The organism is Nocardia sp. NPDC050406 (assembly GCF_044459025.1).
Taxonomy (GTDB): Bacteria; Actinomycetota; Actinomycetes; order Mycobacteriales; family Mycobacteriaceae; genus Nocardia.
Genome location: NZ_JBITIM010000004.1, coordinates 175,832 through 201,105, shown reverse-complemented (window position 1 = coordinate 201,105; position 25,274 = coordinate 175,832). Strand labels below are relative to the sequence as shown.

Sequence of the window (25,274 nt, the reverse complement as noted above, 5' to 3'; positions counted from 1 at the left end):
TGTTGTTGACCGACACGCTGAGTTTCACATCGTCCTCGGAGGGCCCATTGAGCACGTCTGTTCGCGACCTGATCATCGTCGGTTCCGGGCCCGCCGGATACACCGCGGCCGTGTACGCGGCCCGTGCGGAACTCGAACCGATCCTCTTCGAGGGCACCCAGTTCGGCGGCGCGCTCATGACCACCACCGAGGTCGAGAACTTCCCCGGCTTCCGCGACGGCATCATGGGCCCCGACCTCATGGAAGAGATGCGGGAGCAGGCCAAGCGCTTCGGCGCCGATATCCGCACCGAGGATGTCGACGAGCTCGACCTGAGCGGCCCCATCAAGAAGGTCGTGGTCGGCGGCGAGACCTACGAGGCCTACGCGGTCATCCTGGCCATGGGCTCGGCGGCGCGCTACCTGGGCGTCCCCGGTGAACAGGAACTGCTCGGCCGCGGCGTGAGCGCCTGCGCCACCTGCGACGGCTTCTTCTTCAAGGGCCAGGACATCGTGGTGGTCGGCGGCGGCGACTCCGCCATGGAAGAGGCGACCTTCCTCACCAAATTCGCCTCCAGCGTGACCATCGTGCACCGCCGCGAGGAGTTCCGCGCCTCCCGCATCATGCTGGAGCGCGCCAAGAACAACGAGAAGATCCGCTTCCTGCTGAACTCTGAGATCATTCGGGTCAACGGCGAGAACAGCGTCACCAGCCTGACCGTGCGCGACACCAAGACGGGGGAGACCTCGGAGCTGGCCGCCACCGGCCTGTTCGTCGCCATCGGCCACGACCCGCGCAGCGAACTGGTGCGCGGCCAGGTCGATCTGGACGGCGAGGGCTACGTGGAGGTCCAGGGCCAGAGCACCTACACCTCGGTGCCGGGCGTCTTCGCCGCCGGTGACCTGGTCGACCACACCTACCGCCAGGCCATCACCGCCGCCGGAACCGGCTGCCGCGCGGCCATCGACGCCGAACGCTGGCTCGCCGACCAGGGCGACATCACGAGCAATACCCTCGAACACGCCGGTGCGCCGGTCGAAGTAACCAAGTAGGAGTAACCATGTCCGACGCCAAGACCACCGCGACGATCACCGTCACCGACCAGACCTTCGCCGATCAGGTGTTGGTCAGCGAGAAGCCGGTGCTGGTCGACTTCTGGGCGGCGTGGTGCGGTCCCTGCAAGATGGTCGCTCCCGTGCTCGAGGAGATCGCCGCCACACACGGCGACAAGCTGACCATCGCCAAGGTCGACGCCGACGCCAATCCGGAGACCTCGAAGCACTACGGCATTCTGTCGTTGCCTACGATGGTGCTGTTCGAGGGGGGCAAGGAGACCAAGCGAATCGTCGGCGCGAAGGGCAAAGCCGCCCTTCTGCGTGAACTCGAAGGTGTTATCTGACGACTCGCCGTAGGATGCCTGGACCCACCGGAATTGCCGAAATGCGGTCCAGGTCTGAGACAATCGACCGACGCTCCGGTCGTGCGAAGGATTACACCTGCGCATGAGTGGGTACCCGGGTTGGCGGAAGGAAAGGGCTCTCACGCATGCACCGACTTCGTCACGGCGATACTGGTCCAGCCGTAGCAGAGGTTCGGAGCACCCTCGCAAGTCTCGGGTTCCTGCACACTCACCCGCATGGCGAACAGCCCGCGCGCAATGGTGAGTACTGGAAGGATTCCGACGCCGTCTTCGATCACGACCTGGATTCCGCGGTACGTGCCTTCCAGCAGTATCGCGGACTTCTGGTCGACGGCGTCGTGGGTCCGGCGACCTATCGGGCGCTGAAAGAGGCGTCCTATCGGCTCGGCGCTCGCACGCTCATCTACCAGCTGTCGGCCCCGCTGTACGGCGACGATGTCGCCACCTTGCAGCGGCGGCTCCAGGATCTGGGCTTCTACGTGCACCGTGTGGACGGCTATTTCGGACCGCACACCCACGACGCGCTGACCTCGTTCCAGCGCGAGATCGGCCTCGCCTCGGACGGTATCTGCGGTCCGGATACCCTGCGGTCGCTGGATCTGCTGGGCGCGCGCGTGACCGGCGGCAATCCCCATCGCATCGCCGAGGAAGAGGTCGTGCACCGCGCCGGGCCGCAACTCACCGGCAAGCGCATCGTCATCGATCCCGGCCTGGGCGGGCCCGACAAGGGCTGTGCCGTGCCGAGCGAATTCGGCGACGTGTACGAATCGGAAATCCTGTGGGACTTGGCCTCTCGGCTGGAGGGCCGCATGGCCGCCACCGGTATGGAGACCTTCCTGTCGCGTCCGTGGGGAGCCAATCCCTCCGATGCCGAACGCGCGGAGACCTCCAACACCTTCGATGCCGACCTCATGATCTCGCTGCGCTGCGCCAGCAATCCGAGCTCCTCGGCCAGCGGCGTCGCCAGCTTCCACTTCGGCAATTCACACGGCTCCACCTCGATGATCGGTCAGGTGTTGGCCGGATTCATCCAGCGCGAGATCGTAGCGCGCACCTCGCTACAGGACTGCCGCACGCACGCCCGCACCTGGGATCTGTTGCGGCTCACCAAGATGCCGACCGTGCAGGTCGATATCGGTTATCTCACCAACGATTACGACGCCTCGGTGCTCACCAACCCGCGCATGCGCGATGTGATCGCCGAAGCCATTCTCATCTCGGTGAAGCGGCTGTACCTGCTCGGACAGGACGATCAGCCCACCGGGACATACACCTTCGCGGAGCTGTTGGCCGAGGAATTGGCTGCGGCCGACCGCATCTGAGCTGGACGACAGAGAGCGAGCCCCCGGATTCCCGGGGGCTCGCTTCGTTCGTGGGCGGCGTTGTGAGGCGGGTCAAAAGCAGAGCACGCGGCCCGGCTCGGTCATCGACGCGGCGGCCAGCAGCTGATCCAGCGCCCGCTCCACGTCTTCCTTCCAGAGGTGGTCGCTGTCGAGCTCCAGCCGCAACCGCGGGAACCGATGATGCGAGGCAACGACTTTGAATCCGACATCCTCCAGGAAATCGGCCTCGATCATGCAGTTGTCCGGGGTGCAGCGCGTCGACGACGTGGCGGTGGGGATGCCGCGCGGGGGAGTGTCGATGCGCTCCATCAGGCGCATGGAGCCGATATTCCGGTCCGACATGGAGGTGGTCGGCGGATCCTTGCGGATGCCGAACGCCTCGATGGCGCGCACGCCGCGTCGCATCAGATCGCCCACCACGGCCTGGATGAGCAGTTGGGCTACATCGGTGTCCTGGTAGGGGAATTCGGCCCGCAGCGTGGTCAGCAGCACGGCATCCGGGCTCACCGGGGAGGTGGGGAAGAGTCCGGCGCGCGGTGAGGCGCTGGGCGGCGAGTACAGGGCGCAGCCCGCGGACTGCCCGTCCACCATCGCGACCTGCCCGCACAGCCCCCATTCGAGCATGACGGTGGAGAGCCAGGCCTCCTTGTCGAAGACCGGGTCGCTGAATTCCCGGGAGTCCGCCGCCACGGCAGGGTCGATCTCCCAGAACACGCACCGGCGCGCGTGTCCGGGAAGTTTGTCGAGTCCGCCGAGGGTAAGTGCGGTAACGCTGGTCGACACCGCTCTGCTCAGCCTCCAGCTCTCCGATTCATTCACACGCTCCCCCGACACCCAGAAACCTCAGTGCCGCCACCGGGCCCGCACACATACCGCCGGTTGGGTGCCGAACCGATTCTAGACGTACCCGGTGAGTTCCCCCGACCCTCACGAGATCAGTTGTCACTTACCGAACCTTTCACTGAGTTGCCGAGAAAGCGTGGTCCGAAGTCCATTCTGTTCCACGTGGAAATACAGCCACCCACAGCCCCACCCAAACCACCGAGTCGGGTTGCGGCGACTACGTTTCCGACCAAGCCCCGATGACGGGGATTTGGAGCCAAGCCCCTGAGAGCCCAATCGCACGCTCGGGGTCCGAGACACCGCCAGCCCGATCCCGGGGTCCGAGTCCGAGCCACCGCCAACCTGATCCCGCAGTCCGAGTCGCAGCCGACCGATCCGGGGGTCCGGGTCCGAGCGACCCGCCAGCACGATCCTGGGGTCCGGGGTTCCAGTCACAGCCAACCCGATCCTGGTTTTCAAGTGGGAGTCACCAAGAGCCCGTGATCCCGGGTTTCGGGTCTAGTCACCGACTGAACGCTTCCGGGGGCTGGGCCAGAGCCCGAGTGCCCGCTTTTGGGGGTTCGGGGGCGAAGCCCCTGAGAGCCCACCCGAGAGTGGGGTCCCGTCACAGTGACGTTTCGCCCGAAGGCCCCGGGTTAGAGCTTTGTTTGCTCCATCAGGCTCACAATTCGCTCCAAATCCTCGACGGAACCGAACTCGACGACGATCTTGCCCTTGCGCTTGCCGAGCGCGACGGTCACGCGCGTATCGAACGATTCCGACAACCGCTCCGCCACATCTTGTAGACCCGGCATCTGGATCGGCTTGCGTTTGGGCGCCGGGGGAGTGGCCGCGGCATCCGGATTCCGATTGGCCAGGGTGACGGCTTCCTCGGTGGCCCGAACCGAGAGACCCTCGGCGACGATCCGTGCCGCGAGCGCCTCCTGCGCCTCGGCCCCACCCTCCAGTGCGAGCAGCGCGCGAGCGTGCCCGGCGGAGAGCACCCCCGCCGCCACCCGACGCTGCACCGGAATCGGAAGCTTCAGCAGGCGAATCATATTCGTCACGACCGGACGGGAGCGGCCGATTCGGGTAGCCAGTTCCTCGTGGGTGACCCCGAATTCCTCCAGCAGCTGCTGATAGGCCGCCGCCTCTTCGAGCGGATTCAGCTGCACGCGATGGATGTTCTCCAACAACGCGTCCCGCAGCAGCGATTCATCCGCGGTCTCGCGCACGATCGCCGGAATGGCGGCGAGCCCCGCCTCCTGGCTGGCCCGCCACCGCCGCTCGCCCATGATGAGCTGATACCGAGGCTCGGGCAGCGTATCGAGCTGGCGCACCACGATCGGCTGCATGAGGCCGAATTCCTTGATGGAGTGCACCAGTTCGGCGAGCGCCTCTTCCTCGAAGACCGTGCGCGGCTGTTTCGGGTTGGGCTCGATCTGCTCCGGCGGGATCTCCTTGTAGACCGCCCCGGGCCCCTCACCGTCGGCCGGATCGGGAACCCGATGCAGATACGCGGTAGCCGGTTGCGGCCCAATGGGATCCAGGCCGATGACGACGTTGGCGGCGGCGCTGCCGAGCCCTTGGGTGGCCGTGGGCCCGGTCGGGATCAATGCGGCGAGACCGCGTCCCAGTCCGCCCTTCTTCGCCTGACTCATCGGCCTATCGACCCCTTTCATCCGTGTTGTTGTCGGCCGCCGTGGCATTCGCCTCGACGGCCGCCCGCGCCGCGAGCTCGCGCCCGGCATCGAGGTAGCTCATCGCACCTCGGGAACCGGGATCGTAATTGAGCACGGTCATGCCGTAGCCGGGAGCCTCGGAGACCTTGACGCTGCGGGGGATGACCGACTTCAGCACCGCGTCACCGAAGTGCCCGCGAACCTCCTCGGCCACCTGATCGGCGAGCTTGGTGCGCCCGTCGTACATGGTGAGAACGACGGTGGAGACATGCAATTCGGGGTTCAGGTGCGACTGCACCAGGCTGATATTGCGGAGCAGCTGACCCACGCCCTCCAGCGCGTAGTACTCGCACTGAATGGGGATCAGCACCTCCTTGGCCGCCACCATGGCATTGACGGTGAGCAGACCCAGCGACGGCGGGCAGTCGATCATGACGTAGTCGATGTCGTACCCGGCGAGGTTGGCCTGTTCGATGGCGGTCTTCAACCGGCTCTCGCGCGCCACCATGGAGACGAGTTCGATCTCCGCACCGGCGAGGTCGATGGTGGCCGGAATGCACAGCAGCCGTTCATTGTGCGGACTCTGCTGAATGGCGTCCTTGACCGACACCTCGCCGATGAGCAACTCGTAGCTGGAGGGCACCCCGGAGTGGTGCTCCACGCCGAGCGCCGTACTCGCATTGCCCTGCGGATCGAGATCGATCACCAACACCCGCATGCCCTGAATCGCGAGCGCGGCCGCGAGATTCACCGCCGTGGTGGTCTTGCCGACGCCACCCTTCTGATTGGCGATGGTGAGCACGCGCTGTTCCTTGGGGCGCGGCACACTCGCCGTTCCGGGGTGCAGAATCTGGCTGGCGCGCTGAGCCTCAGCGGCGATCGGAGTCTCGGCGGGGGAGATGTTCCCGAAGGCGGTGCGGCCGAACTCGTCGGTCCCGAAGCTTTCGGCATCCAACAATCCGGGGACCCGCGACGTTGTTTCCCGTGAAACATTCGCTGGACCGTTCGACATAAAGGCTCCTAACCCCGAGAACTTCAAGACACGTGGTCGAGCTGATGAGGCGCACCCAGGCGATCGCAACCGCGGTCATGGATCGGTCGGCGGAGCCGCCGCTACTCGCCGCCACGCGACGTTGCGTTGCCACCGAGACGGTGCGTGGTGCGAGATCGATACCCATTCCGAAGCCGCTTCCGAGCCGGGTGTCGGGCATCGCGGGTCTGCGTTCACGCTCGACGCTCCTAGCTTGCCAGCACTGAAGACAATACGGAAGTTGAACGGGGGCGATTGCGGTACGACACGCGTTTCCCGCACCAAACTTCGTCCGGCGCACCACTTTCGTTCAAAAATCGGACACCGCGCGATGTTTCACATGAAACCGACGAGTACCGAGAGGTGAGCGAGACCCCGATGCTGAGTCGTCACTGTGACGGTCGAACGATCACTGCGGGGGCTCCGGAGTTGTTTCACGGGAAACAATGTCGTGCGCGTAGACCGAGACCGCCACCCGCGCACCGAGATCGGCAAGCCGCGCCAGCGTCCCCACCGAGAGCATCGGTGCTCCGGTTCGACTCTCCGCGACAGCGTCGTAGCCGAAGTCGAACACTCGATCCTCCGCGCCGTCCCAGCGGGCACGCGCCTCCGCGGGCAATCGCTCGATCGCCGCGCAGCAGGCGGCGGCCACCGCGTCCGGCTCACTGGCGGGCTCGACATAGACCTCGAACGAGAGCAGCCACCGCCCCTCGTCCTCCGCGCCGCAGTAGAGCGGAGCGACGCTCGTATCGACGGTCTGCAACGCATCGCGCAGAGCCGTCAGATCCGCATCGTCACGGATCTCCACATCAACATTCAGAAATCGCACAGCCCGAGCCTGTTCCACGTGAAACAAGGAAGCAACTCAATTGAACCGAGGCGGCCACCGCCCGGCAGCCGCGCGAGTCAGCGCCCGCGCTTCTTGCGACGCTCGGAGCGGGGGAGCCGTTCGGCACTGATGACCACCGTCGGGGTGGCGAGCACGCCGACGCCACACTCCAAGACCTGAGCCTTGCCCGCGCCCGCCCGCGTCAGCTCGTCGCGGTCGCGCTCGAGTTCCTCCGCGGCGCTGATTCCCTTGAGCGCCAACATCCGACCGTGCTCGTGCACCAGCGGCATGGACCACCCGGCCAGCTTCGCGAGCGGAGCGACGGCACGTGACGTGACCACATCCGCACCCCCGGCTTCCTTCTTCACCCCGGACTGCTCGGCTCGCCCGCGTACGACGGTGACATCCAATCCGGCCGACTCGATGAACTCGGCCAGAAAGACCGTCCGCCGCAACAGCGGCTCCACCAAGGTGATTCGAAGGTCCGGCCGAGCGATGGCGAGCGGGATTCCGGGCAGCCCCGCGCCGCTGCCCACATCCACCACCGTCGCCCCCTGCGGAATGAGCTCACCGATCACCGCGCAGTTGAGGATGTGCCGATCCCACAGCCGGGGCACCTCGCGCGGACCGATCAGCCCGCGCTCCACACCCGCGCTCGCGAGTGCGTCGCAATACTTCCGAGCGATCGACAACCGGTCCCCGAAGACGATCGCCGCCTCGGCGGGCGGCTCGAGATCAGGGGCGGTCACATCGGCACCTGGTTCCACGTGAAACATCCTTCCGAAGAATCGCTCTCAGGGAGTGCGCCCGAGCATCCCCGCGAGAGGCACGGCGGGGGAGGGGACTACGGGATAAGCGTAGGGCCCCCGGTTCCGAGAACCGGGGGCCCTGTGGTTTTCGCGTCGAGCGTGTCAGGCCGGGAGGACGACCACGCGACGGTTCGGCTCCACGCCTTCGCTCTCACTCGTGACGCCCTCGACGGATGCCACGGCGTCGTGCACGATCTTGCGCTCGAACGGAGTCATGGGCGTGAGCGATTCCCGCTCGCCGGACTTCACGACCCGCTCGGCCGCTTCCTTGCCGAGGGCGCTCAGCTCCGAACGACGCTTGGCGCGCCAGCCCGCCACATCGAGCATGAGGCGGCTGCGGACGCCGGTCGCCTGCTGCACGGCCAGACGGGTCAGCTCCTGGAGGGCGTCGAGCACCTCACCGCGGCGGCCGACCAGCTTGGTCAGATCCTTGCCGCCGTCGATGCTCACCACGGCGCGGTCACCCTCGACATCGAGATCGATATCGCCGTCGAAGTCGAGCACATCCAGGAGCTGCTCGAGGTAGTCGCCCGCGATCTCGCCTTCTTCGATGAGCGCCTCCTCGGCGTCGTTCACGACATCCGTGTCCGCCGCAGCTGCCGTCACAGTGGGGTCCCCTCCGTCGGTCTCAACAGTCATTGTCAATTTCCTTCATCTGCAGTTGTCGGCGCAGACTCGCACGCCGTCGAATGCTTGGGGGGTCGGCTCAGCGCCGCTTCTTCTGATTGGCGCGACCTCGGTTGCCGCCGCCGGAGCGCTTCTTGCCGCCAGTCGCCTTGGCGCCGGGCTTGGGCTTCGCGCCGTTCTGCGTCGCGGGAGCCGGTGCGGCGGCATCGGCGTCGGTGACGGTGTCGTCGGAGGCCGCCGACTTCTTGCGGACATCGACCGGCTTGGCACCGGGCTTGGGAGCGTTCGCGGCGCGCTTCTCGATGGCGGCCGCCTTGCGCTCCTCTTCTTCCTTCTCCATCCGGCCGAACACGAAGTGCTGCTGCACGTAGGTCCAGATGTTGTTGGAGACCCAGTAGATGAGGATGGCGACGGGCAGGAACGGACCACCGACGAGCACGCCGAGCGGGAAGACGTACAGCGCCAGCTTGTTCATCAGGGCGGCCTGCGGATTGGCGAGCGCTTCCGGGCTCTGCCGGGCCACCGAGGCGCGCGCGTTGAAGTGCGTCGCGACGCCCGCGATGATCATCAGCGGAATGGAGACGGCCGCGATGGCCACCCGGGACGGCTCACCACCGGAGACGGTGAACGCCTCCATCATGCTGTCCGGCATGGTGATCATGGCCGAGAGCGGAGCGCCGAAAATACGTGCGCCCAGGAAGGATTGGACGTCGGCCGCGCTGAAGATGTAGTTCGCGGTGTTGGCGTTCTCCTGCACCGACATGCCGAGCTGACCGAAGCCGCTACCGGTCCGGTTGAACGAGCGCAGCACATGGAACAGGCCGAGGAACACCGGCACCTGCAGCAGCACGGGCAGACAGCCCATGAGCGGATTGAAGCCGTGGTCCTTCTGCAGCTTCTGCATTTCGAGCGCCATCTTCTGGCGGTCGTTCTTGTACTTGGCCTGCAGCGCCTTGATCTGCGGCTGCAACTCCTGCATCTGCTTGGTGGTGCGCACCTGCTTCACGAAGGGCTTGTACAGCACCAGGCGCAGCGTGAACACCAGGAACACCACGGCGAGTGCCCAGGCCCAACCATTGTCGTTGCCCAGCACGAACCCGAAGGCGCGGTGCCAGAACCACAGAATGGCCGACACCGGATAGTAGATGAAATCGAGCACGGCGCTATGCACTCCCGTCGGTCGTATCGCCGGTCACCGCGGGCGGTGACCCTTTACAAGTCGATGCCGCGTTCGGCTCGGAGATCTCGGCTCGCGCGGGCGAGTTCTTCCGCTCCGGAACGGGGTCCCACCCACCAGGGTGCCAGGGCGCACATTTGGCCAGACGCACGGCCGCCAGTCCGAGTCCGACGAACAGACCTCGGGTGCGCAACGCTGTCACCGCGTACTCGCTACAGGTGGGAGTGAATCGACACACCGGCATACGAGTGGGGGAGACGTAGGTCCGATACAGCTCGATGAGAAAGATCAGGGCCCGGGCGGGTAGCCGCGCGGCGGCGCGCAGGGTGGTCATGCGTCACTGCCGGTGAGTACGCCGAGTTTGCGCAGTCCGGTACGCAGCTGCCGTCGCAGTTCCTCGGACGGTGCGTCCGCCGCGCCGGGCAGTGCGCGCAGTACGACATCAGCGCCGTCGGGGAGATCGACGATCACGCTCGCGCAGATATGACGCAGGCGGCGGGCGACCCGGTGGCGAACCACCGCATTGCCCACCGCCTTGCTGACGATCAATCCGAATCGCGGCCCGCCCATCCGAGTACTCGGGTGGTCCGGGTTCGCCGCTTCCTGCTCGTCGGCTAGTAGTACATGCACGACAAGGTCCCGCCTCCCAATCCGTCGGCCGCGGCGCACCGTCCGGGAGAAGTCGGTACGCCGATGCAGCCGATAGGGCTCAGGCAGCACCTGAGCGTCCGAGCGGGAGGGAATGGGCGGGAATCCGGAGCAACGAGACCGTGCGTCCGGCAGGGTACGGCGAGCCGGTCATGCGACGCCGAATCCGGGTACTACCCGAATCAGGCAGTGAGCCGGGCGCGGCCCTTGCCGCGACGCGCGGAAACGATGGCACGGCCCGCACGGGTCCGCATCCGGAGACGGAACCCGTGGACCCGCGCCCGACGACGGTTGTTCGGCTGGAACGTCCGCTTGCCCTTGGCCACGGTCAACACTCCTCTAGGTGGTGGGCGCCCTGTGACGCCCGAAGCTTGTCGGTGAAACATGTTCGCGAGAGACTCGCGCGCAATACCCAGCGGCACGGGCAGCAGACAGCCGCCACCGCACCATAGGGTGACTGTACGAGGGTACTGATCACCTGAACGAGAAGCAAACTCGGGTCGGGGATCGCCGTCGCGGGCGATCTTCCTGGGCGTTCGTCTCGAGCCGGGGTCCTCGTGTACGGTCCTTGGCACGGCTTCCTGAGGGGTCGCCCATTCTTTGCTGGATGGTTGCTGAAGAACCGCAGGTACACGCCCGATTCGGGGGATTCCACGCGCCGACACGCGTATCCCCAGGTTGTCCACATCTGTGGATAATTGTGTGGAAAGACCCCTGGAGTGGCATATTCGTAGGGCCGACGCGTCCTTCGCTGTGCCCGGAATATGGGAGATCCGAGCAGTGCCCGACCGTCTGCTCCTATCGACCTACTCCGGGGAGGACGAACGTTCGTGGACGCCGAGCAGAACGAGTTGACCGCCGTATGGCCCGATGTCGTGGCCGAACTCACCGCGGGCTCCACCGACGGTGAGATTCAGCCCGTGTCCAAGGCTCTCAAAGCCTGGTTGGGGCTCATTACGCCGATCACCTTCGCACAGGGATTCGCCCTGCTCTCGGTGTCCGGCCCGCTGGCCCAGCAGGTGGTGGAACGCGATCTGCGCGAACCGATCCTGCGTTCGCTGGCGCGGCGGCTCGGTCCGCAGGTGGAGGGCCTCGGCGTGCGCATCGCCGCACCGCAGCACCCGCCCGCCGATCGCGCGCCCAACCCCCGGCACGCCCGAATGACCTCGCGCCCGGAGCGTCCGCGCGAGCCGCAGCAGGCGCCGCCCTCCTACCCCTCCGCCCCCGAACCGCGCATGGTCGAGCGCCAGCCGCCGCGCTATCAGAGCGCCCCGGACTATCCCGAACCCCCGCGCTACCTGGAGCCTTCCGAGTATTCGGATCGGGACAACGACTACGCGCCTGTGGATTACGGACAGACGGCGGATTACGGACAGCCGCCGATGGCCGAGGAATTGCCGGAGCCCATGCCGGAGCGTATGCCCGAGCCGGTCTCGCAGCCCATGGCTCCGCCCGCGCAGGCCGCGCCCCGGCGGCGCGAGGCCCCGCATCGGGCTCCCGCCATGCCGCCCGGGCAGGAATCGCTGTTCCCGACCGAACCGGAGCCGGAGCCCGAACCCATGCCCGCCGCGCGGCGGCCGGTGGAGGACGACGACGAGCCGGTGGTGAATGCCCGCAACTCCTGGCCTACCTATTTCAACAAGTCGCCCGAGCGCGACACCCCCTCGCCGTCCTCGGCCAGCTTGAACGCCAAGTACACCTTCGAGACCTTCGTGATCGGCGCCTCGAATCGCTTCGCCCATGCCGCCGCGGTGGCCATCGCGGAGGCCCCGGCGCGTGCGTACAACCCGCTGTTCGTTTGGGGCGCTTCGGGTTTGGGCAAGACGCACCTGCTGCACGCGGCCGGGCACTACGCCCAGCGGCTGTTCCCGGGCATGCGGGTGAAGTACGTGTCCACCGAGGAGTTCACCAACGACTTCATCAACTCGCTGCGCGACGACCGGAAGGTGGCGTTCAAGCGCCGCTACCGCGAGACCGACATTCTGCTCGTCGACGACATCCAGTTCATCGAAGGTAAGGAAGGCATCCAGGAGGAGTTCTTCCACACCTTCAACACGCTGCACAACGCGAACAAGCAGATCGTGGTCTCCTCGGACCGCCCGCCCAAGCAGCTGGCCACCCTGGAGGAGCGGCTGCGCACCCGGTTCGAATGGGGCCTCATCACCGATGTGCAGCCGCCCGAGCTGGAGACGCGAATCGCCATCCTGCGCAAGAAGGCTCGGATGGACCGTCTCGATGTGCCGCACGACGTGCTCGAACTCATCGCCAGCCGGGTGGAGCGCAATATCCGCGAGCTGGAGGGCGCGCTCATTCGGGTGACCGCCTTCGCCTCGCTCAACGGCCAGCCGCTCGACCTGTCGCTGGCCGAGGTGGTGCTGCGCGATCTCATGCCCGACACCGCCACGCTGGAGATCACGGCGGCCACCATCATGGCGGTGACCGCGGAGTACTTCAATACGACGCTCGAGGAGCTGACCGGTCCCGGCAAGGCGCGCCCGCTCGCACAGGCCCGGCAGATCGCCATGTACCTGTGCCGCGAGCTGACCGACCTATCCCTACCGAAGATCGGTCAGGCCTTCGGCCGCGACCACACGACGGTCATGTACGCCGAGAAGAAAGTGCGCAAGGAGATGACCGAGCGCAGGCGGGTCTACGACCAGGTTCAAGAACTCACAGCCCGTATCAAGCAACGCTCGCGCTGATCCACAGCTAACAGGCCCCCACGTCCGCTGACGTGGGGGTCTGTTGTTTTCGGGGTTGGGGATTCCTCGAGGAGTCCTCGAGGAAACCGTGTGGATTCCTCGAGGAATCCCACTGTTGTCCACCGGTTTGCGCACAGGGCTTCGCTAACAGGGGTGCACAACTTTTCGTGCACAGTTCCCACAGGTGGATTCATCCACGGGCACTGACCTGCCCGGACTCGAGATATGGCCTGTGGATTCCTCGAGGACTCCCTGTCAGGTCCTCGAGGAATCCTCGAGTTGTCCCCGGATTCGCTCCCATGTGCGCAGAGTGGGGCGTGATGGTGGAACAACTCGAGGACGACTCGAGGATGGATGGTGAACAACTTCGGTGGGTCCACAGCCCCTCCCGGTTCATCCTCGAGTCACCCAATGGACATCCCCACGCCGCCACACGTTCTCACCTGGGAGAACCGGCGAAGTCCACAGTTTCCACACGCCCTATTACTACTTAGATTTCTTCTCTAGAGAACTCTTCTTTAAAACAGGGTGTGTGGAAACTTGGCTTGGGAGCGCACGGTTCGATCCCTGCCCCCTCCACACCCGAACGGGAGGCATGGAAGAGAAGGACCATCCACTCCGCTCGAAGATCGACACCGCGAACCCGCCGGAGGGTCGACGTTGGCGGGCGGGCTTCGCGCGGGTACGGTTTGGTGTCGGTCGCCTGTGCCAGACTTCTAGGCGGTCGATTCACCAGCAGCCCCGCGCACTAGCCAACGCTGGACAGCCGACAGATCACGTATCGATCGAGACTGGGAGAGGACAGACCGGGCGATGGAACAGGCAAGTATGAAGTTTCGGGTCGCTCGCGAGGATTTCGCCGAATCCGTTGCGTGGGTGGCTCGCAGCCTGCCCTCGCGGCCTCCTGTGCCCGTACTCGGCGGCGTGCTCCTCGTGGCGGATGAAGACGGCCTGACGGTCTCCGGGTTCGACTACGAGGTCTCCGCGCAGATGCGCGTGGCGGCCGAAGTCGCCGGGGGCGGACAGGTTCTCGTCTCCGGCCGCCTGCTGGCCGATATCACCAAGGCGCTCTCCAACAAGCCGGTGGACGTCTCCGTGGACGGCACCCGCGTCCTGATCCAGTGCGGCAGTGCGAAGTTCTCGCTGCCCACCATGCCGGTCGAGGACTATCCCCAGCTTCCCGAACTTCCTCCCCAGACCGGTGAACTCGCGGTCGACGTGTTCTCCGAAGCGGTCGGCCAGGTGGCCGTCGCCGCCGGACGCGACGACACGCTGCCCATGCTCACCGGCATCCGGGTCGAGATCGAGGGCCCCAAGGTGGTGCTCGCGGCCACCGACCGCTTCCGCCTCGCCGTGCGCGAGCTGGAGTGGAATCCGGGTCGCCCCGATGTGGAGACCGCGGTGCTGGTTCCGGCCCGCACGCTCTCCGAGGCCGGTAAGACCCTCGGCCCGTCGGACGCGCCCGTGCAGTTGGCCTTCGGCACCGGCACCGACGGCCTGCTCGGCATCGTGAACGGCGGCCGCCGCACCACGACCCGCCTGCTCGACGCGGAATTCCCCAAGTTCCGCCAGTTGCTCCCCAAGGAGCACACCTCCATCGCCACGCTGTCGGTCAGCGCGCTCACCGAGGCCATCAAGCGTGTGGCGCTGGTGGCGGAGCGGGGCGCGCAGGTGCGCCTGGAGTTCAACGAGGAGGGTCTGCTGCTCTCTGCCGGTGGTGACGATGCCGGTCGCGCCGAGGAGTGGCTGGTGGCCGACTTCCGGGGTCAGCCGCTGACCATCGCCTTCAATCCGGGCTACCTGGTGGACGGGCTCTCGGCGCTGCGTTCGGATCGGGTGGCCTTCGGGTTCACCACGCCGAGCCGCCCGGCGGTGCTGTTGCCCGCTCCGGAGGAGGAGCCCGAGCCCAGTGAGTCCGGTGCCTTCGCGGCACTGGCCGGGAATTACATCTACCTGTTGATGCCGGTCCGGCTCCCGGGCTGATTCGGTCGAACATCTGTGCACAGTGTTGATAACCCTGTGAAAAACGCGCCGCGAGTGGGGATTTCGCCGCATTCAGGTGGAAATCCCCAGGCCGCCGCGGTTCTCCACAGGGCGGCGACGGGCGCGGGGGAGTAGATGTACGTTCGGCAGCTGTCGCTGCTCGATTTCCGCTCCTGGGAGCAGGCCGAACTCGAATTGCCGCCGGGGCGCACGGTTTTCCTCGGCTCCAACGGCAATGGCAAGACCAATCTGGTGGAGGCCGTCGGCTATCTGTCCACACTCGGCTCACACCGGGTGTCGGCCGACGCACCGCTGATCCGGATGGGTGCGCAGCGGGCGCGCATCGGGGCAACGGTGGTGAACACCGGGCGCGAGCTGCGTATCGACATGGAGCTCAATCAGGGCTCGGCGAATCGGGCGCAGATCAATCGGTCGCCGGTGCGGCGGACCCGGGAGATCCTGGGGATTCTGCACACCGTGCTCTTCGCGCCCGAGGATCTGTCGCTGGTGCGCGGGGATCCTTCGGAGCGGCGGCGGTTCCTCGACGAGCTGGCCACGGCGCGGCTGCCGCGGCTGGCCGGGGTGCGCGCGGATTACGACAAGGTGCTGCGGCAGCGCTCGGCGTTGTTGAAATCCGCTGGCCGCCAAGGGCGTTCGAGCGGGCGATCCGGGTCGGGGGCGGAACTGACCACCCTGGACGTGTGGGATGGGCACCTCGCCGCACACGGCAGCGTGCTGCTCGCCCAGCGGCTGCGGCTCGTGCACGAGCTTTATCCACATCTCGCACAGGCATATTCGTCGATCGCTCCCGAATCACGCCCCGCCACAATCGGTTACCGCAGTTCGCACCTACCGCCGGAGTTCCTCGACCCGGCGCGTGCGCCGCGCGACGACGATCAGGAAGTCCTCGAGTCGGTCCTGTTGCGCGAGTTGTCCACAGCCCGTCCCAAGGAATTGGAACGCGGCGTGTGCCTGGTCGGCCCACACCGGGACGACCTGGAACTCATGCTCGGCTCCGCCCCCGCCAAGGGTTTCGCCAGCCACGGCGAATCCTGGTCCTTCGCACTGGCGTTGCGCCTCGGCGCCTTCGAACTGCTCCGCACCCACGGCAGCGACCCGGTCCTCATCCTCGACGACGTCTTCGCCGAACTCGACCGCCGCCGCCGCACCGCCCTGGCCGCCGTCGCCGCCACCGCCGAGCAGGTCCTCATCACCGCCGCCGTCCCCGAGGACGTGCCCCCCGAACTCGACGCCAACCCACTGCGCGTGGAAACAACCGGCGAGGCGGACCGCCGCACCTCCCGCATAGCCGAACAGTCGGTCCCCACCGAATCCCCATAACGTCCGGTGACGAAATGACCTGGCCCCCAGAACTATCCACAGTTACTGTCGGCCTGTGCATATCGCGGGCACACCATCGCTCGTGGCCGTCGCCACTACGAATCCACCCTCCGCGGCACCGAACGCTGAGTCGTGTCCCCCGTATGGTGCAGAATCGGTGATCACGTAGGCAGCAGCGGAGGGAGTCGCGGGATGGCCGAGCAGCCGGAGCAGTCCGATACTCCGGGCGGGAAAGGTCCGGAGGGCGAACTGCGCGGAGTGGATCTGGCTCGACGCGCTCTCGAAGAAGCTCGGGCGGCGGCGCGCGCCGCTGGGAAGTCGGTCGGGCAGGGGCGTGCCTCGCCGCGCAAGGGTGGTGTGCGCGCGCTGCGTCGCCGCCGCACCGGGTGGTCCGGTGCTCATCCCGACGACCGCGATCCGCAGACCTTCGGTGCCCTGACCGGTGCGTTGGCCCGCAGCCGCGGCTGGTCCGGCAAGGTCGCCGAGGGCACGGTGTTCGGCCGCTGGCATGCCGTGGTCGGTGCGGAGATCGCCGATCACGCCCAGCCGATCGCATTGAAGGACGGCGTCCTCAGCATCCAAGCCGAGTCCACCGCCTGGGCCACCCAACTCCGCATGCTGCAATCCCAGATCCTCGCCAAGATCAATGCCGCCGTCGGCCAAGGCGTGGTCACCTCCCTCCGCATCAACGGCCCCGCCGCCCCGAGTTGGCGCAAGGGCGACCGCCACATCAAAGGCCGCGGCCCGCGCGACACCTACGGATAGACACCACGAGCAGAGGCCCCTCCTCCTCGTGTCCGCTGCGCCGCAGCGGGCACGAGAACCCGAAGAGCTCGGCCCCCTCCCTGGTCAACCCCCAGTTTCACGTGGAACGTGGGCTGAATTTGTCGGTGGGTGGCACTAGGCTCGGGGTATTCCGGTCGCGGGGCTGACGTGGGCGTCCTACTCGCGTTCCAGCGAGTTGCTGGTGAACTTTGTGGCGCTTTCTGTGGCGGCATTCCATGTGCCCGCTGAGGGTGCGTGAACCCCTCCCGCCCATCTCCGGACTCGTGGATGGTCGATTTCACGCACCTACGACTCATTCAGGGGTGTCATAGGTGCATTCTGTGTCGGGTCTACCAGTAGGATGGTGGGGTAACTAGCGGCGATACCTTCGGCGTGTTCCGCAGAGTCCGCGCGTGGACCCGTAACTCTCGAGCAGACAGTGCCCGGGGTCCCACGTGTGCCGACTCGCGTCGCGCCGACAGGATCAGCAAGTAAGGAGAGCTACCGAGCAGTGGCTGCCAACGACTCCAATGAAGACGGCTCGACCAAGCCCAAGTCAGGCAATCAGAACTACGGTGCCGACTCCATCACCGTGCTGGAGGGTCTCGAAGCCGTCCGCAAGCGCCCCGGTATGTACATCGGTTCCACCGGTGAGCGCGGTCTGCATCATCTGATCTGGGAGGTCGTCGACAACTCCGTCGACGAGGCGATGGCCGGATACGCCTCGCGGGTCGATGTCACCCTGCTCGCCGACGGCGGCGTCGAGGTGGTCGACGACGGCCGCGGTATCCCCACCACCATGCACGCCCAGGGCATTCCCACCATCGAGGTGGTCATGACCCAGCTGCACGCGGGCGGCAAGTTCGACTCGGATGCCTACGCCGTCTCCGGCGGTCTGCACGGTGTCGGCATCTCCGTGGTGAACGCGCTCTCCACCCGCCTCGAGGCGGATGTGGACTTCGACGGCTACCACTGGACCCAGCAGTACAAGGACTCCAAGCCGGGCAAGCTGGTCCAGGGCGATGCCACCAAGCGCACCGGTACCACCATCCGCTTCTGGCCGGACCCGGACATCTTCGAGACCACCACCTTCAACTTCGAGACGGTGGCGCGGCGTCTGCAGGAGATGGCGTTCCTGAACAAGGGCCTCACCATCACCCTGACCGACGAGCGGGTGTCGGAGAGCGAGGTCACCGACGAGGTCGTCAGCGAAACCGCCGAGGCCCCCAAGCACGTCGACGAGAACGCCCCGGCCGCCGAGCCGAAGGTGAAGACCCGCACGTACCACTACCCGGGCGGGCTCGAGGACTACGTCAAGCACATCAACCGGACCAAGACCCCGATCCACAATTCGATCGTGGCCTTCACCGGCAAGGGCACCGGCCACGAGGTCGAGGTCGCCATGCAGTGGAACTCGGGCTACTCCGAGTCGGTCCACACCTTCGCCAACACCATCAACACCCATGAGGGCGGCACGCACGAAGAGGGCTTCCGCGCCGCGCTCACCACGGTGGTGAACAAGTACGCGAAGGACAAGAAGCTGCTCAAGGAGAAGGACGGCAACCTCACCGGCGACGATATCCGCGAGGGTCTCGCCGCCATCGTGAGCGTCAAGATCTCCGATCCGCAGTTCGAGGGCCAGACCAAGACCAAGCTCGGCAACACCGAGGTGAAGTCGTTCGTGCAGCGCACCTGCAACGAGCACATCGGTCACTGGTTCGAGGCCAATCCGGCCGACGCCAAAACCATTGTCACCAAGGCGGTCTCGTCGGCGCAGGCGCGAGTCGCCGCGCGCAAGGCGCGAGAGCTGGTGCGGCGCAAGAGCGCTACCGATATCGGCGGTCTGCCCGGCAAGCTGGCCGACTGCCGCTCCAAGGATCCGAGCAAGTCCGAGATCTACATCGTCGAGGGCGACTCCGCCGGTGGCTCGGCGAAATCCGGCCGCGACTCCATGTACCAGGCGATCCTGCCGCTGCGCGGCAAGATCATCAATGTCGAGAAGTCGCGCATCGACAAGGTGCTCAAGAACAACGAAGTCCAGTCGATCATCACGGCCTTCGGCACCGGTATCCACGACGAGTTCGATATCGCCAAGCTGCGCTATCACAAGATCGTGCTGATGGCCGACGCCGACGTCGACGGTCAGCACATCTCGACTCTGCTGCTCACCCTGCTGTTCCGCTTCATGCGGCCGCTGGTCGAGCACGGGCACGTGTACCTGGCACAGCCGCCGCTGTACAAGCTCAAGTGGCAGCGCACCGAGCCGGAGTTCGCCTACTCCGACCGGGAGCGCGACGCGCTGCTCGAGCACGGCCTGGCCTCCGGCAAGAAGATCAACAAGGACGATGGCGTCCAGCGCTACAAGGGTCTCGGTGAGATGAACCCGAAGGAGCTGTGGGAGACCACCATGGACCCGAGCGTGCGGGTGCTGCGCCTGGTCACGCTCGATGACGCCGCCGCGGCCGACGAGCTGTTCTCCGTCCTCATGGGCGAGGACGTGGAGGCGCGCCGCAGCTTCATCACCCGCAACGCCAAGGATGTTCGCTTCCTCGATGTGTAAGGGACGCGGCCCGCGCCGAAATCCCTTGCCCACAAGACTTCCTACGGAGACCAATCCATGACAGAGACTTCGTTGCCTCCCTCCGGCGGGGACCGGATCGAACCGGTCGACATCCAGCAGGAGATGCAGAACTCCTACATCGACTACGCCATGAGCGTGATCGTCGGGCGCGCGCTGCCCGAGGTCCGCGACGGCCTCAAGCCGGTGCACCGCCGCATCATGTACGCGATGTACGACAACGGGTACCGGCCCGATCGCAGCTACGTGAAGTCGGCCCGCCCGGTCGCCGACACCATGGGCAACTACCACCCGCACGGCGATACGGCCATCTACGACACCCTGGTGCGTATGGCCCAGCCGTGGTCGCTGCGCTACCCGCTGGTCGACGGCCAGGGCAACTTCGGCTCGCGCGGCAACGACGGCGCGGCCGCCATGCGCTACACCGAGTGCCGCCTGACCCCGCTGGCCATGGAGCTGCTGCGCGAAATCGACCACGAGACGGTCGATTTCATTCCGAACTACGACGGCAAGACGCAGGAGCCGGTGGTGCTCCCGGCGCGCGTGCCGGTGCTGTTGATGAACGGCTCCAACGGCATTGCCGTCGGTATGGCCACGAATATCCCGCCGCACAATCTGACCGAGCTGGCCGAGGCCATCTACTGGGCGCTGGACAATCACACCGCCGACGAGGAGACCACCCTCGCCGCGTGCATGGAGCGCGTGAAGGGTCCGGACTTCCCGACCTCGGGCCTGATCGTGGGCACCCAGGGCATTCACGACGCGTACACCACGGGCCGCGGCTCGATCCGGATGCGCGGTGTGGTGGAGATCGAGGAGGACCAGCGCGGTCGCACCACGATCGTCATCACCGAACTGCCCTACCAGGTCAATACCGACAACTTCATCAACTCGATCGCCGAGCAGGTGAAGGATGCCAAGATCGCCGGTGTCGCCGATATCCACGACGAGTCCTCGGACCGCGTGGGCATGCGCATCGTCATCACGGTCAAGCGGGACGCGGTCGCCAAGGTGGTGCTGAACAACCTCTACAAGCACACCCAGCTGCAGACCAGCTTCGGCGCGAACATGCTGTCCATCGTGGACGGCGTGCCGCGCACGCTGCGCCTGGACCAGATGATTCGCCTGTATGTGAATCACCAGTTGGACGTGATCATCCGGCGCACCAAGTACCTGCTGCGCAAGGCCGAGGAACGCGCCCACATCCTGCGCGGTCTGGTGAAGGCCCTCGATCAGCTCGACGCCGTGATCGCCCTGATCCGCCGTTCGGCCGATACCGAGACCGCCCGCACCGGCCTCATGCAGTTGCTGGATATCGACGAGATCCAGGCGACCGCCATTCTCGATATGCAGCTGCGTCGCCTCTCAGCCCTGGAGCGGCAGAAGATCCTCGACGAATTGGCCAAGATCGAGGCCGAGATCGCCGACCTCAAGGACATTCTGGCCAAGCCGGAGCGCCAGCGCGCGATCGTGCGCGACGAGCTCGCGGAGATCGTCGACAAGCATGGCGACGAGCGCCGCACCAAGATCATCTCGGCGGATGGCGACGTGGCCGACGAGGATCTGATCGCCCGCGAGGACGTGGTCGTCACCATCACCGAGACCGGCTACGCCAAGCGCACCAAGACCGACCTCTACCGCTCGCAGAAGCGCGGCGGCAAGGGCGTGCAGGGCGCGGGTCTCAAGCAGGACGACATCGTCAAGCACTTCTTCGTCACCAGCACGCACGACTGGCTGCTGTTCTTCACCAACAAGGGCCGCGTGTACCGCGCCAAGGCCTACGAGCTGCCCGAGGCCAACCGCACCGCGCGCGGCCAGCACGTGGCGAACCTGCTGGCCTTCCAGCCGGACGAGAAGATCGCCCAGGTCATTCAGCTCAAGACCTACGAGGATGCGCCCTACCTGGTGCTCGCCACCCGCCGCGGCCTGGTCAAGAAGTCCCGTCTTACCGATTTCGACTCCAACCGCAGCGGTGGCATCGTCGCCGTGAATCTGCGCGATGAGGACGAATTGGTCGGGGCCGCGCTCTGCTCCGCCGACGACGATCTGTTGCTCGTCTCCGCGCACGGCCAGTCGATTCGCTTCGCGGCCAACGACGAGGTGCTGCGCCCCATGGGCCGCGCCACCTCCGGCGTGCAGGGCATGCGCTTCAACACCGACGACGAACTGTTGTCGCTCAACGTGGTTCACGAAGGCGAGGAGGGCTACCTCCTGGTCGCCACGGCGGGCGGGTACTCCAAGCGCACGGCGCTGGAGGAGTACACGGCGCAGGGCCGCGGTGGAAAGGGCGTATTGACCATCCAATACGACGTGAAACGTGGCAGTCTGGTCGGAGCGCTCATCGTCAACGACGATGACGAGCTTTACGCCATCACCTCCGGCGGCGGTGTCATCCGGACGGCGGCCAACCAGGTTCGCAAGGCCGGACGCCAGACCAAGGGCGTGCGATTGATGAATCTGGGCGAGGGCGATACGTTGCTCGCAATCGCGCGCAACGCCGATGAGCCCGACGCGGTTTCCGGTGAAGAAGATGCCAGTGGTTCGGCGAAGCAGTAGTTTTCACGACAGCAGCGGCGGCACAACGGATCGAAGGATTCACCATTGACCACTCCGAATCAGCCGAATGACCAGCGGCAACCTGCCAACGGTGTGACCGAGAGAATCGCACCGTCTCCGATTCCGCCGCGGCCCATTCCGCGGCCGGGGTCGCCGGAAGGGCAGTCGCAATCGCCCGAAATGTCGGGCCAGTCGGGCGATTTCGCGCCGGACGGCCCGACCGCACGGCTGAACGATCAGGATCAGTCCGACGACCAGGCGGCCGGTGACGCCGCCCGGTACGACGAGGGCGGCTGGTCCCAGCTGCCGCAGCGGGAACCGCAGTCCAATCTGTACCGGCCGGGCCAGGCTCCGGTGTCGGGACGGCCGAGCGGCCAGTCCCAGGGCGGTGTCGGCCTGAACGCGGGCGTCTCGAACGCCCGCACCACGGCCGACCTGGCGGCCAAGGCGGCCCGCAAGGAAGCCGCCATGGTGAAGTCCGTCGGCATCGACGGACCAACCCGCAGCATCGCGCGGCCGGAACTGGTCAAGGACATGCCGGACCTGTCGGATCTGCGGCATCCGCTGCCGACCCACGTCGAGGCTCCGGCCATGGCGGTGGCCGGTCCGGTGTCGCCGTCCGCCCCGGCGGCGGTGCAGCAGGCCGTCTCCAACGGCGAGCCGTTGCGGGCGACCGTGCAGCTGCGCCATATCGATCCGTGGTCCACGCTGAAGGTGTCGCTGGTGATCAGCGTCGCGCTTTTCTTCGTGTGGATGCTGGCGGTGGGTCTGCTCTACCTGGTGCTGCAGGGCATGGGCGTCTGGGAGCGGATGAACTCCACCTTCACCGATATCGTCTCCGACGGCGGTTCGTCCTCGGCAATCGTGGACGCGGGCACGGTATTCGGCTACGCCGGTGTCATCGGCCTGATCAATGTGGTGCTTTTCACGGCGCTGTCCACGGTCGGCGTGTTCGTCTACAACAACTGCACCGATCTGGTCGGCGGCGTCCAGGTGACCCTGGCCGATCCGGACTAGTTCCAGGCTTCGGCGAGCGGCCGGTCGCAGGGCTCATTCGGGCCTGTGACCGGCCGTTTTGCTTATTGCGCGAGTGGTACGGTAATCTCGTGCCTCGGTTCGGGTGACACACTCGGAACCGAGATGAGGGCCTATAGCTCAGGCGGTTAGAGCGCTTCGCTGATAACGAAGAGGTCGGAGGTTCAAGTCCTCCTAGGCCCACTCCCGAACATCTCTGTAGGGTGGGATTCATGAAAATTCTCCTGACTGTCGGCCTGGTCGCCGCGGTGATTTTCGGAATCAGCAAACTACGCCAGCGCAGCGACGCGGACCTCTGGCACGAAGTCACCACTCGCTGAACAGGTTTCGGGGAATCTCTCCTTCGTCGGAGATTTTTCCCAGCTCGGGGCCTTAGCTCAATTGGCAGAGCACTGCCTTTGCAAGGCAGGGGTTAGGAGTTCGATTCTCCTAGGCTCCACGCACAAGGATCATGCTCGCCGAGCATGATCCTTTTTCTTGTCTGCTGTGATCATTCACTGGCACGGCACTGCCGACGGCCGACCGCATCGATCTCGTCGTAAGGTACGAGGATGGCGTCCACCGAGATCTCCAAACTGGTTCAGTCGGTGGTGGAGCCGTATCTGCTGAGTGGGGAGCGCAAGTACAACCGGCGGCAGGTGGCCGATCTGACCGGGGTGCCCTCGACGCTGTCGCGGCGGCTGTGGGTGTCGCTGGGGTTTCCGGCCGATCCCGATGACAGCGCGGTCGAGTTCACCGACGCGGATGTGCGGGCGGTCAACGCGTTCACGAAGCTGAACGCGCTGGCGCGGGCCGATGTGCCGCGGCAGACGGCGGCGGCGCGGCAGCTGGGGCAGTCCATGGCGCGGCTGGCGGAGTGGCAGGTGGATCTGGTGACCGAGGAGATCCTGGACCGGATCGCCAAGTTCACCGCCGCCAATCCGGAGGCCGATCCCGAGACCGTGGCGCGGGCCGCGACCGAGGAGGTCGTCTCCGAACTCGAGCAGTTGCTGTCCTACGCCTGGCGGCGGCAGCTGGCCTCCTCGCTGGCGCGGTCGCTGGACGGCGGCGCGGTGACCGGCGACCAGATGCGCCATCTCGCAGTGGGATTCGCCGATATGGTGAGCTACACCCGGCTGACGCGGCATCTGGATCCCGAAGAGCTGTCGGCGTTGCTGGAGTCCTTCGAGACGGTCACCAGCAATGCCATCACGGCCAATGGCGGCTGGGTCATCAAGAATGTCGGCGACGAGGTCATGTACGCCGCCAATACCGCCAAGGAGGGCGCGCGCATCTCGCTCGCCATCCAGGAGGCCGCCGAGGCGTCGCCCGGTATCACCACCGAACTGCGCATCGGATTGGCCTATGGCGAAGTGCTGCAACGCTTCGGGGACCTGTACGGGTCGGTGGTGAACGTGGCGGCGCGGCTCACGGGCGTGGCGCGGCCCGGCACGGTCCTGATCGACGACGGGGCCGCCCTGGCACTGGACGGCGACGCGGAGTTCACGCTGCGGCATCTGCGCAGTGTCCGAGTCCGGGGTATCACGCGGCTGCGTGGACATGTGTTGCGCCGCAATGAGATTCGTCCCCTGGTGTAGCGAATTCGCGTGCCGCGGCGCGGCGGCCGAACCGTACCCGGAAATAGGGGCGGGCCTCGGCGAAGGGGGGGAGTTAGCCGAGGCCCGCAGTAGGTCGGCCCGGGGGGGAGGGGCCGACGGGAACGATCCTACGCGACGATTCGCGTTTGTGTGCGCACGGGGACCATCGCGTTGGAAGAATTTTTCGCCGAACTTGTCGTACCCCGGTGCGAACATGTGTTCGTGACCGAACCGATGCCTACCGCATCCCCAATACCCGTGGGCGCGTGCCGAAGTCGAGTAGCGCACTACTCGCGACCCGCCCGCCCACCGGGGCGGACGATGAACTCGGTCGCATCCCGTACCGGTACCCCCGAGCACCACCGGATCCC

General features: G+C 66.2%; 22 protein-coding genes and 2 tRNA genes. 14 read left to right on the top strand and 10 right to left on the bottom strand.

Features of this window, described 5'->3' with window-relative positions; all coding sequences use genetic code 11:
* Nucleotides 1-47 precede the first annotated feature (47 nt).
* The 3 genes from trxB (at nt 48) to ACIBH2_RS29650 (ending at nt 2,721) form a co-directional block, all read left to right on the top strand.
* Nucleotides 48-1,031, top strand: coding sequence for a thioredoxin-disulfide reductase (gene trxB / locus ACIBH2_RS29660; RefSeq protein WP_397123436.1), 984 nt, complete (start codon nt 48-50; stop codon nt 1,029-1,031).
* Between the two features lie 8 nt (nt 1,032-1,039).
* Nucleotides 1,040-1,378, top strand: coding sequence for a thioredoxin (gene trxA / locus ACIBH2_RS29655; protein WP_397123434.1), 339 nt, complete (start codon nt 1,040-1,042; stop codon nt 1,376-1,378).
* A 146-nt stretch (nt 1,379-1,524) separates the two neighbouring features.
* On the top strand, nt 1,525-2,721 hold the full coding sequence (locus ACIBH2_RS29650) for an N-acetylmuramoyl-L-alanine amidase (protein WP_397123431.1): 1,197 nt from the start codon (nt 1,525-1,527) through the stop codon (nt 2,719-2,721).
* A 72-nt stretch (nt 2,722-2,793) separates the two neighbouring features.
* Here ACIBH2_RS29650 and ACIBH2_RS29645 read toward each other — a convergent pair whose 3' ends face one another.
* From ACIBH2_RS29645 to rpmH, 10 genes are all read right to left on the bottom strand, one after another.
* Complete coding sequence (locus ACIBH2_RS29645; RefSeq protein WP_397123429.1) at nt 2,794-3,525, bottom strand: GNAT family N-acetyltransferase; 732 nt, start codon at nt 3,523-3,525, stop codon at nt 2,794-2,796.
* A 695-nt stretch (nt 3,526-4,220) separates the two neighbouring features.
* Nucleotides 4,221-5,225: a ParB/RepB/Spo0J family partition protein gene (locus ACIBH2_RS29640; protein ID WP_397123427.1), complete on the bottom strand. Its 1,005-nt coding sequence runs from the start codon at nt 5,223-5,225 to the stop codon at nt 4,221-4,223.
* A gap of 4 nt (nt 5,226-5,229) precedes the next feature.
* The gene (locus tag ACIBH2_RS29635) at nt 5,230-6,258 is read right to left on the bottom strand and encodes a ParA family protein (protein WP_397123424.1); all 1,029 of its coding nucleotides are present in this window, start codon (nt 6,256-6,258) and stop codon (nt 5,230-5,232) included.
* A 427-nt stretch (nt 6,259-6,685) separates the two neighbouring features.
* Nucleotides 6,686-7,105 carry a hypothetical protein gene (locus ACIBH2_RS29630; RefSeq protein ID WP_397123422.1) on the bottom strand — a complete coding sequence of 140 codons (420 nt, stop codon included), beginning with the start codon at nt 7,103-7,105 and terminating at the stop codon, nt 6,686-6,688.
* A gap of 77 nt (nt 7,106-7,182) precedes the next feature.
* Nucleotides 7,183-7,881 (bottom strand): 16S rRNA (guanine(527)-N(7))-methyltransferase RsmG, encoded by a 699-nt coding sequence (rsmG, locus tag ACIBH2_RS29625; protein WP_397123420.1) that lies wholly within the window; start codon nt 7,879-7,881, stop codon nt 7,183-7,185.
* Between the two features lie 135 nt (nt 7,882-8,016).
* Nucleotides 8,017-8,553 (bottom strand): protein jag, encoded by a 537-nt coding sequence (locus ACIBH2_RS29620; protein ID WP_397123418.1) that lies wholly within the window; start codon nt 8,551-8,553, stop codon nt 8,017-8,019.
* Between the two features lie 67 nt (nt 8,554-8,620).
* On the bottom strand, nt 8,621-9,700 hold the full coding sequence (yidC, locus tag ACIBH2_RS29615; RefSeq protein WP_397123416.1) for a membrane protein insertase YidC: 1,080 nt from the start codon (nt 9,698-9,700) through the stop codon (nt 8,621-8,623).
* A gap of 4 nt (nt 9,701-9,704) precedes the next feature.
* Nucleotides 9,705-10,052: a membrane protein insertion efficiency factor YidD gene (gene yidD, locus ACIBH2_RS29610; protein WP_397123414.1), complete on the bottom strand. Its 348-nt coding sequence runs from the start codon at nt 10,050-10,052 to the stop codon at nt 9,705-9,707.
* On the bottom strand, nt 10,049-10,438 hold the full coding sequence (gene rnpA / locus ACIBH2_RS29605; RefSeq protein ID WP_397123412.1) for a ribonuclease P protein component: 390 nt from the start codon (nt 10,436-10,438) through the stop codon (nt 10,049-10,051). The genes yidD and rnpA overlap by 4 nt, the downstream gene beginning before the upstream one ends.
* 110 nt (nt 10,439-10,548) lie before the next feature.
* Nucleotides 10,549-10,692 carry a 50S ribosomal protein L34 gene (rpmH, locus tag ACIBH2_RS29600; protein ID WP_306363413.1) on the bottom strand — a complete coding sequence of 48 codons (144 nt, stop codon included), beginning with the start codon at nt 10,690-10,692 and terminating at the stop codon, nt 10,549-10,551.
* A 504-nt stretch (nt 10,693-11,196) separates the two neighbouring features.
* On the opposite strand from rpmH, the gene dnaA reads away from it, so the two are divergent.
* From dnaA to ACIBH2_RS29545, 11 genes are all read left to right on the top strand, one after another.
* The gene (gene dnaA, locus ACIBH2_RS29595) at nt 11,197-13,068 is read left to right on the top strand and encodes a chromosomal replication initiator protein DnaA (RefSeq protein WP_397123409.1); all 1,872 of its coding nucleotides are present in this window, start codon (nt 11,197-11,199) and stop codon (nt 13,066-13,068) included.
* Nucleotides 13,069-13,881: 813 nt separating this feature from the next.
* The gene (gene dnaN, locus ACIBH2_RS29590) at nt 13,882-15,051 is read left to right on the top strand and encodes a DNA polymerase III subunit beta (protein WP_397123407.1); all 1,170 of its coding nucleotides are present in this window, start codon (nt 13,882-13,884) and stop codon (nt 15,049-15,051) included.
* Nucleotides 15,052-15,186: 135 nt separating this feature from the next.
* Nucleotides 15,187-16,392 (top strand): DNA replication/repair protein RecF, encoded by a 1,206-nt coding sequence (gene recF / locus ACIBH2_RS29585; RefSeq protein WP_397123405.1) that lies wholly within the window; start codon nt 15,187-15,189, stop codon nt 16,390-16,392.
* 192 nt (nt 16,393-16,584) lie between these two features.
* Nucleotides 16,585-17,157, top strand: coding sequence for a DUF721 family protein (locus ACIBH2_RS29580; RefSeq protein ID WP_397123403.1), 573 nt, complete (start codon nt 16,585-16,587; stop codon nt 17,155-17,157).
* Between the two features lie 511 nt (nt 17,158-17,668).
* Nucleotides 17,669-19,717, top strand: a complete 2,049-nt coding sequence (gyrB, locus tag ACIBH2_RS29575) for a DNA topoisomerase (ATP-hydrolyzing) subunit B (RefSeq protein ID WP_397123401.1) — start codon at nt 17,669-17,671, stop codon at nt 19,715-19,717.
* A gap of 57 nt (nt 19,718-19,774) precedes the next feature.
* A complete protein-coding gene (gyrA, locus tag ACIBH2_RS29570; protein ID WP_397123399.1) occupies nt 19,775-22,291 on the top strand; it encodes a DNA gyrase subunit A in 2,517 nt (838 codons plus the stop codon).
* Nucleotides 22,292-22,336: 45 nt separating this feature from the next.
* Entirely contained in the window at nt 22,337-23,308 is a 972-nt protein-coding gene (locus ACIBH2_RS29565) for a DUF3566 domain-containing protein (RefSeq protein WP_397123397.1), read from the top strand.
* 127 nt (nt 23,309-23,435) lie between these two features.
* Nucleotides 23,436-23,509 (top strand) — tRNA-Ile (locus tag ACIBH2_RS29560).
* A 29-nt stretch (nt 23,510-23,538) separates the two neighbouring features.
* Entirely contained in the window at nt 23,539-23,646 is a 108-nt protein-coding gene (locus ACIBH2_RS29555) for a DLW-39 family protein (protein WP_397123395.1), read from the top strand.
* Between the two features lie 46 nt (nt 23,647-23,692).
* Nucleotides 23,693-23,765, top strand: a tRNA-Ala gene (locus tag ACIBH2_RS29550).
* A 112-nt stretch (nt 23,766-23,877) separates the two neighbouring features.
* Complete coding sequence (locus ACIBH2_RS29545) at nt 23,878-24,903, top strand: adenylate/guanylate cyclase domain-containing protein (protein ID WP_397123393.1); 1,026 nt, start codon at nt 23,878-23,880, stop codon at nt 24,901-24,903.
* Nucleotides 24,904-25,274 lie beyond the last annotated feature (371 nt).

What these genes read in the sequence shown, in the direction of transcription:
- trxA (WP_397123434.1), top strand. Translation starts at nt 1,040, where the DNA reads ATGTCCGACGCCAAGACCACCGCGACGATCACCGTCACCGACCAGACC.
- ACIBH2_RS29650 (WP_397123431.1), top strand. Translation starts at nt 1,525, where the DNA reads ATGCACCGACTTCGTCACGGCGATACTGGTCCAGCCGTAGCAGAGGTT.
- ACIBH2_RS29640 (WP_397123427.1), bottom strand. Translation starts at nt 5,225, where the DNA reads ATGAGTCAGGCGAAGAAGGGCGGACTGGGACGCGGTCTCGCCGCATTG.
- ACIBH2_RS29635 (WP_397123424.1), bottom strand. Translation starts at nt 6,258, where the DNA reads ATGTCGAACGGTCCAGCGAATGTTTCACGGGAAACAACGTCGCGGGTC.
- rsmG (WP_397123420.1), bottom strand. Translation starts at nt 7,881, where the DNA reads ATGTTTCACGTGGAACCAGGTGCCGATGTGACCGCCCCTGATCTCGAG.
- ACIBH2_RS29620 (WP_397123418.1), bottom strand. Translation starts at nt 8,553, where the DNA reads ATGACTGTTGAGACCGACGGAGGGGACCCCACTGTGACGGCAGCTGCG.
- yidD (WP_397123414.1), bottom strand. Translation starts at nt 10,052, where the DNA reads ATGACCACCCTGCGCGCCGCCGCGCGGCTACCCGCCCGGGCCCTGATC.
- dnaN (WP_397123407.1), top strand. Translation starts at nt 13,882, where the DNA reads ATGGAACAGGCAAGTATGAAGTTTCGGGTCGCTCGCGAGGATTTCGCC.
- recF (WP_397123405.1), top strand. Translation starts at nt 15,187, where the DNA reads ATGTACGTTCGGCAGCTGTCGCTGCTCGATTTCCGCTCCTGGGAGCAG.
- ACIBH2_RS29580 (WP_397123403.1), top strand. Translation starts at nt 16,585, where the DNA reads ATGGCCGAGCAGCCGGAGCAGTCCGATACTCCGGGCGGGAAAGGTCCG.
- gyrA (WP_397123399.1), top strand. Translation starts at nt 19,775, where the DNA reads ATGACAGAGACTTCGTTGCCTCCCTCCGGCGGGGACCGGATCGAACCG.
- ACIBH2_RS29555 (WP_397123395.1), top strand. Translation starts at nt 23,539, where the DNA reads ATGAAAATTCTCCTGACTGTCGGCCTGGTCGCCGCGGTGATTTTCGGA.
- ACIBH2_RS29545 (WP_397123393.1), top strand. Translation starts at nt 23,878, where the DNA reads ATGGCGTCCACCGAGATCTCCAAACTGGTTCAGTCGGTGGTGGAGCCG.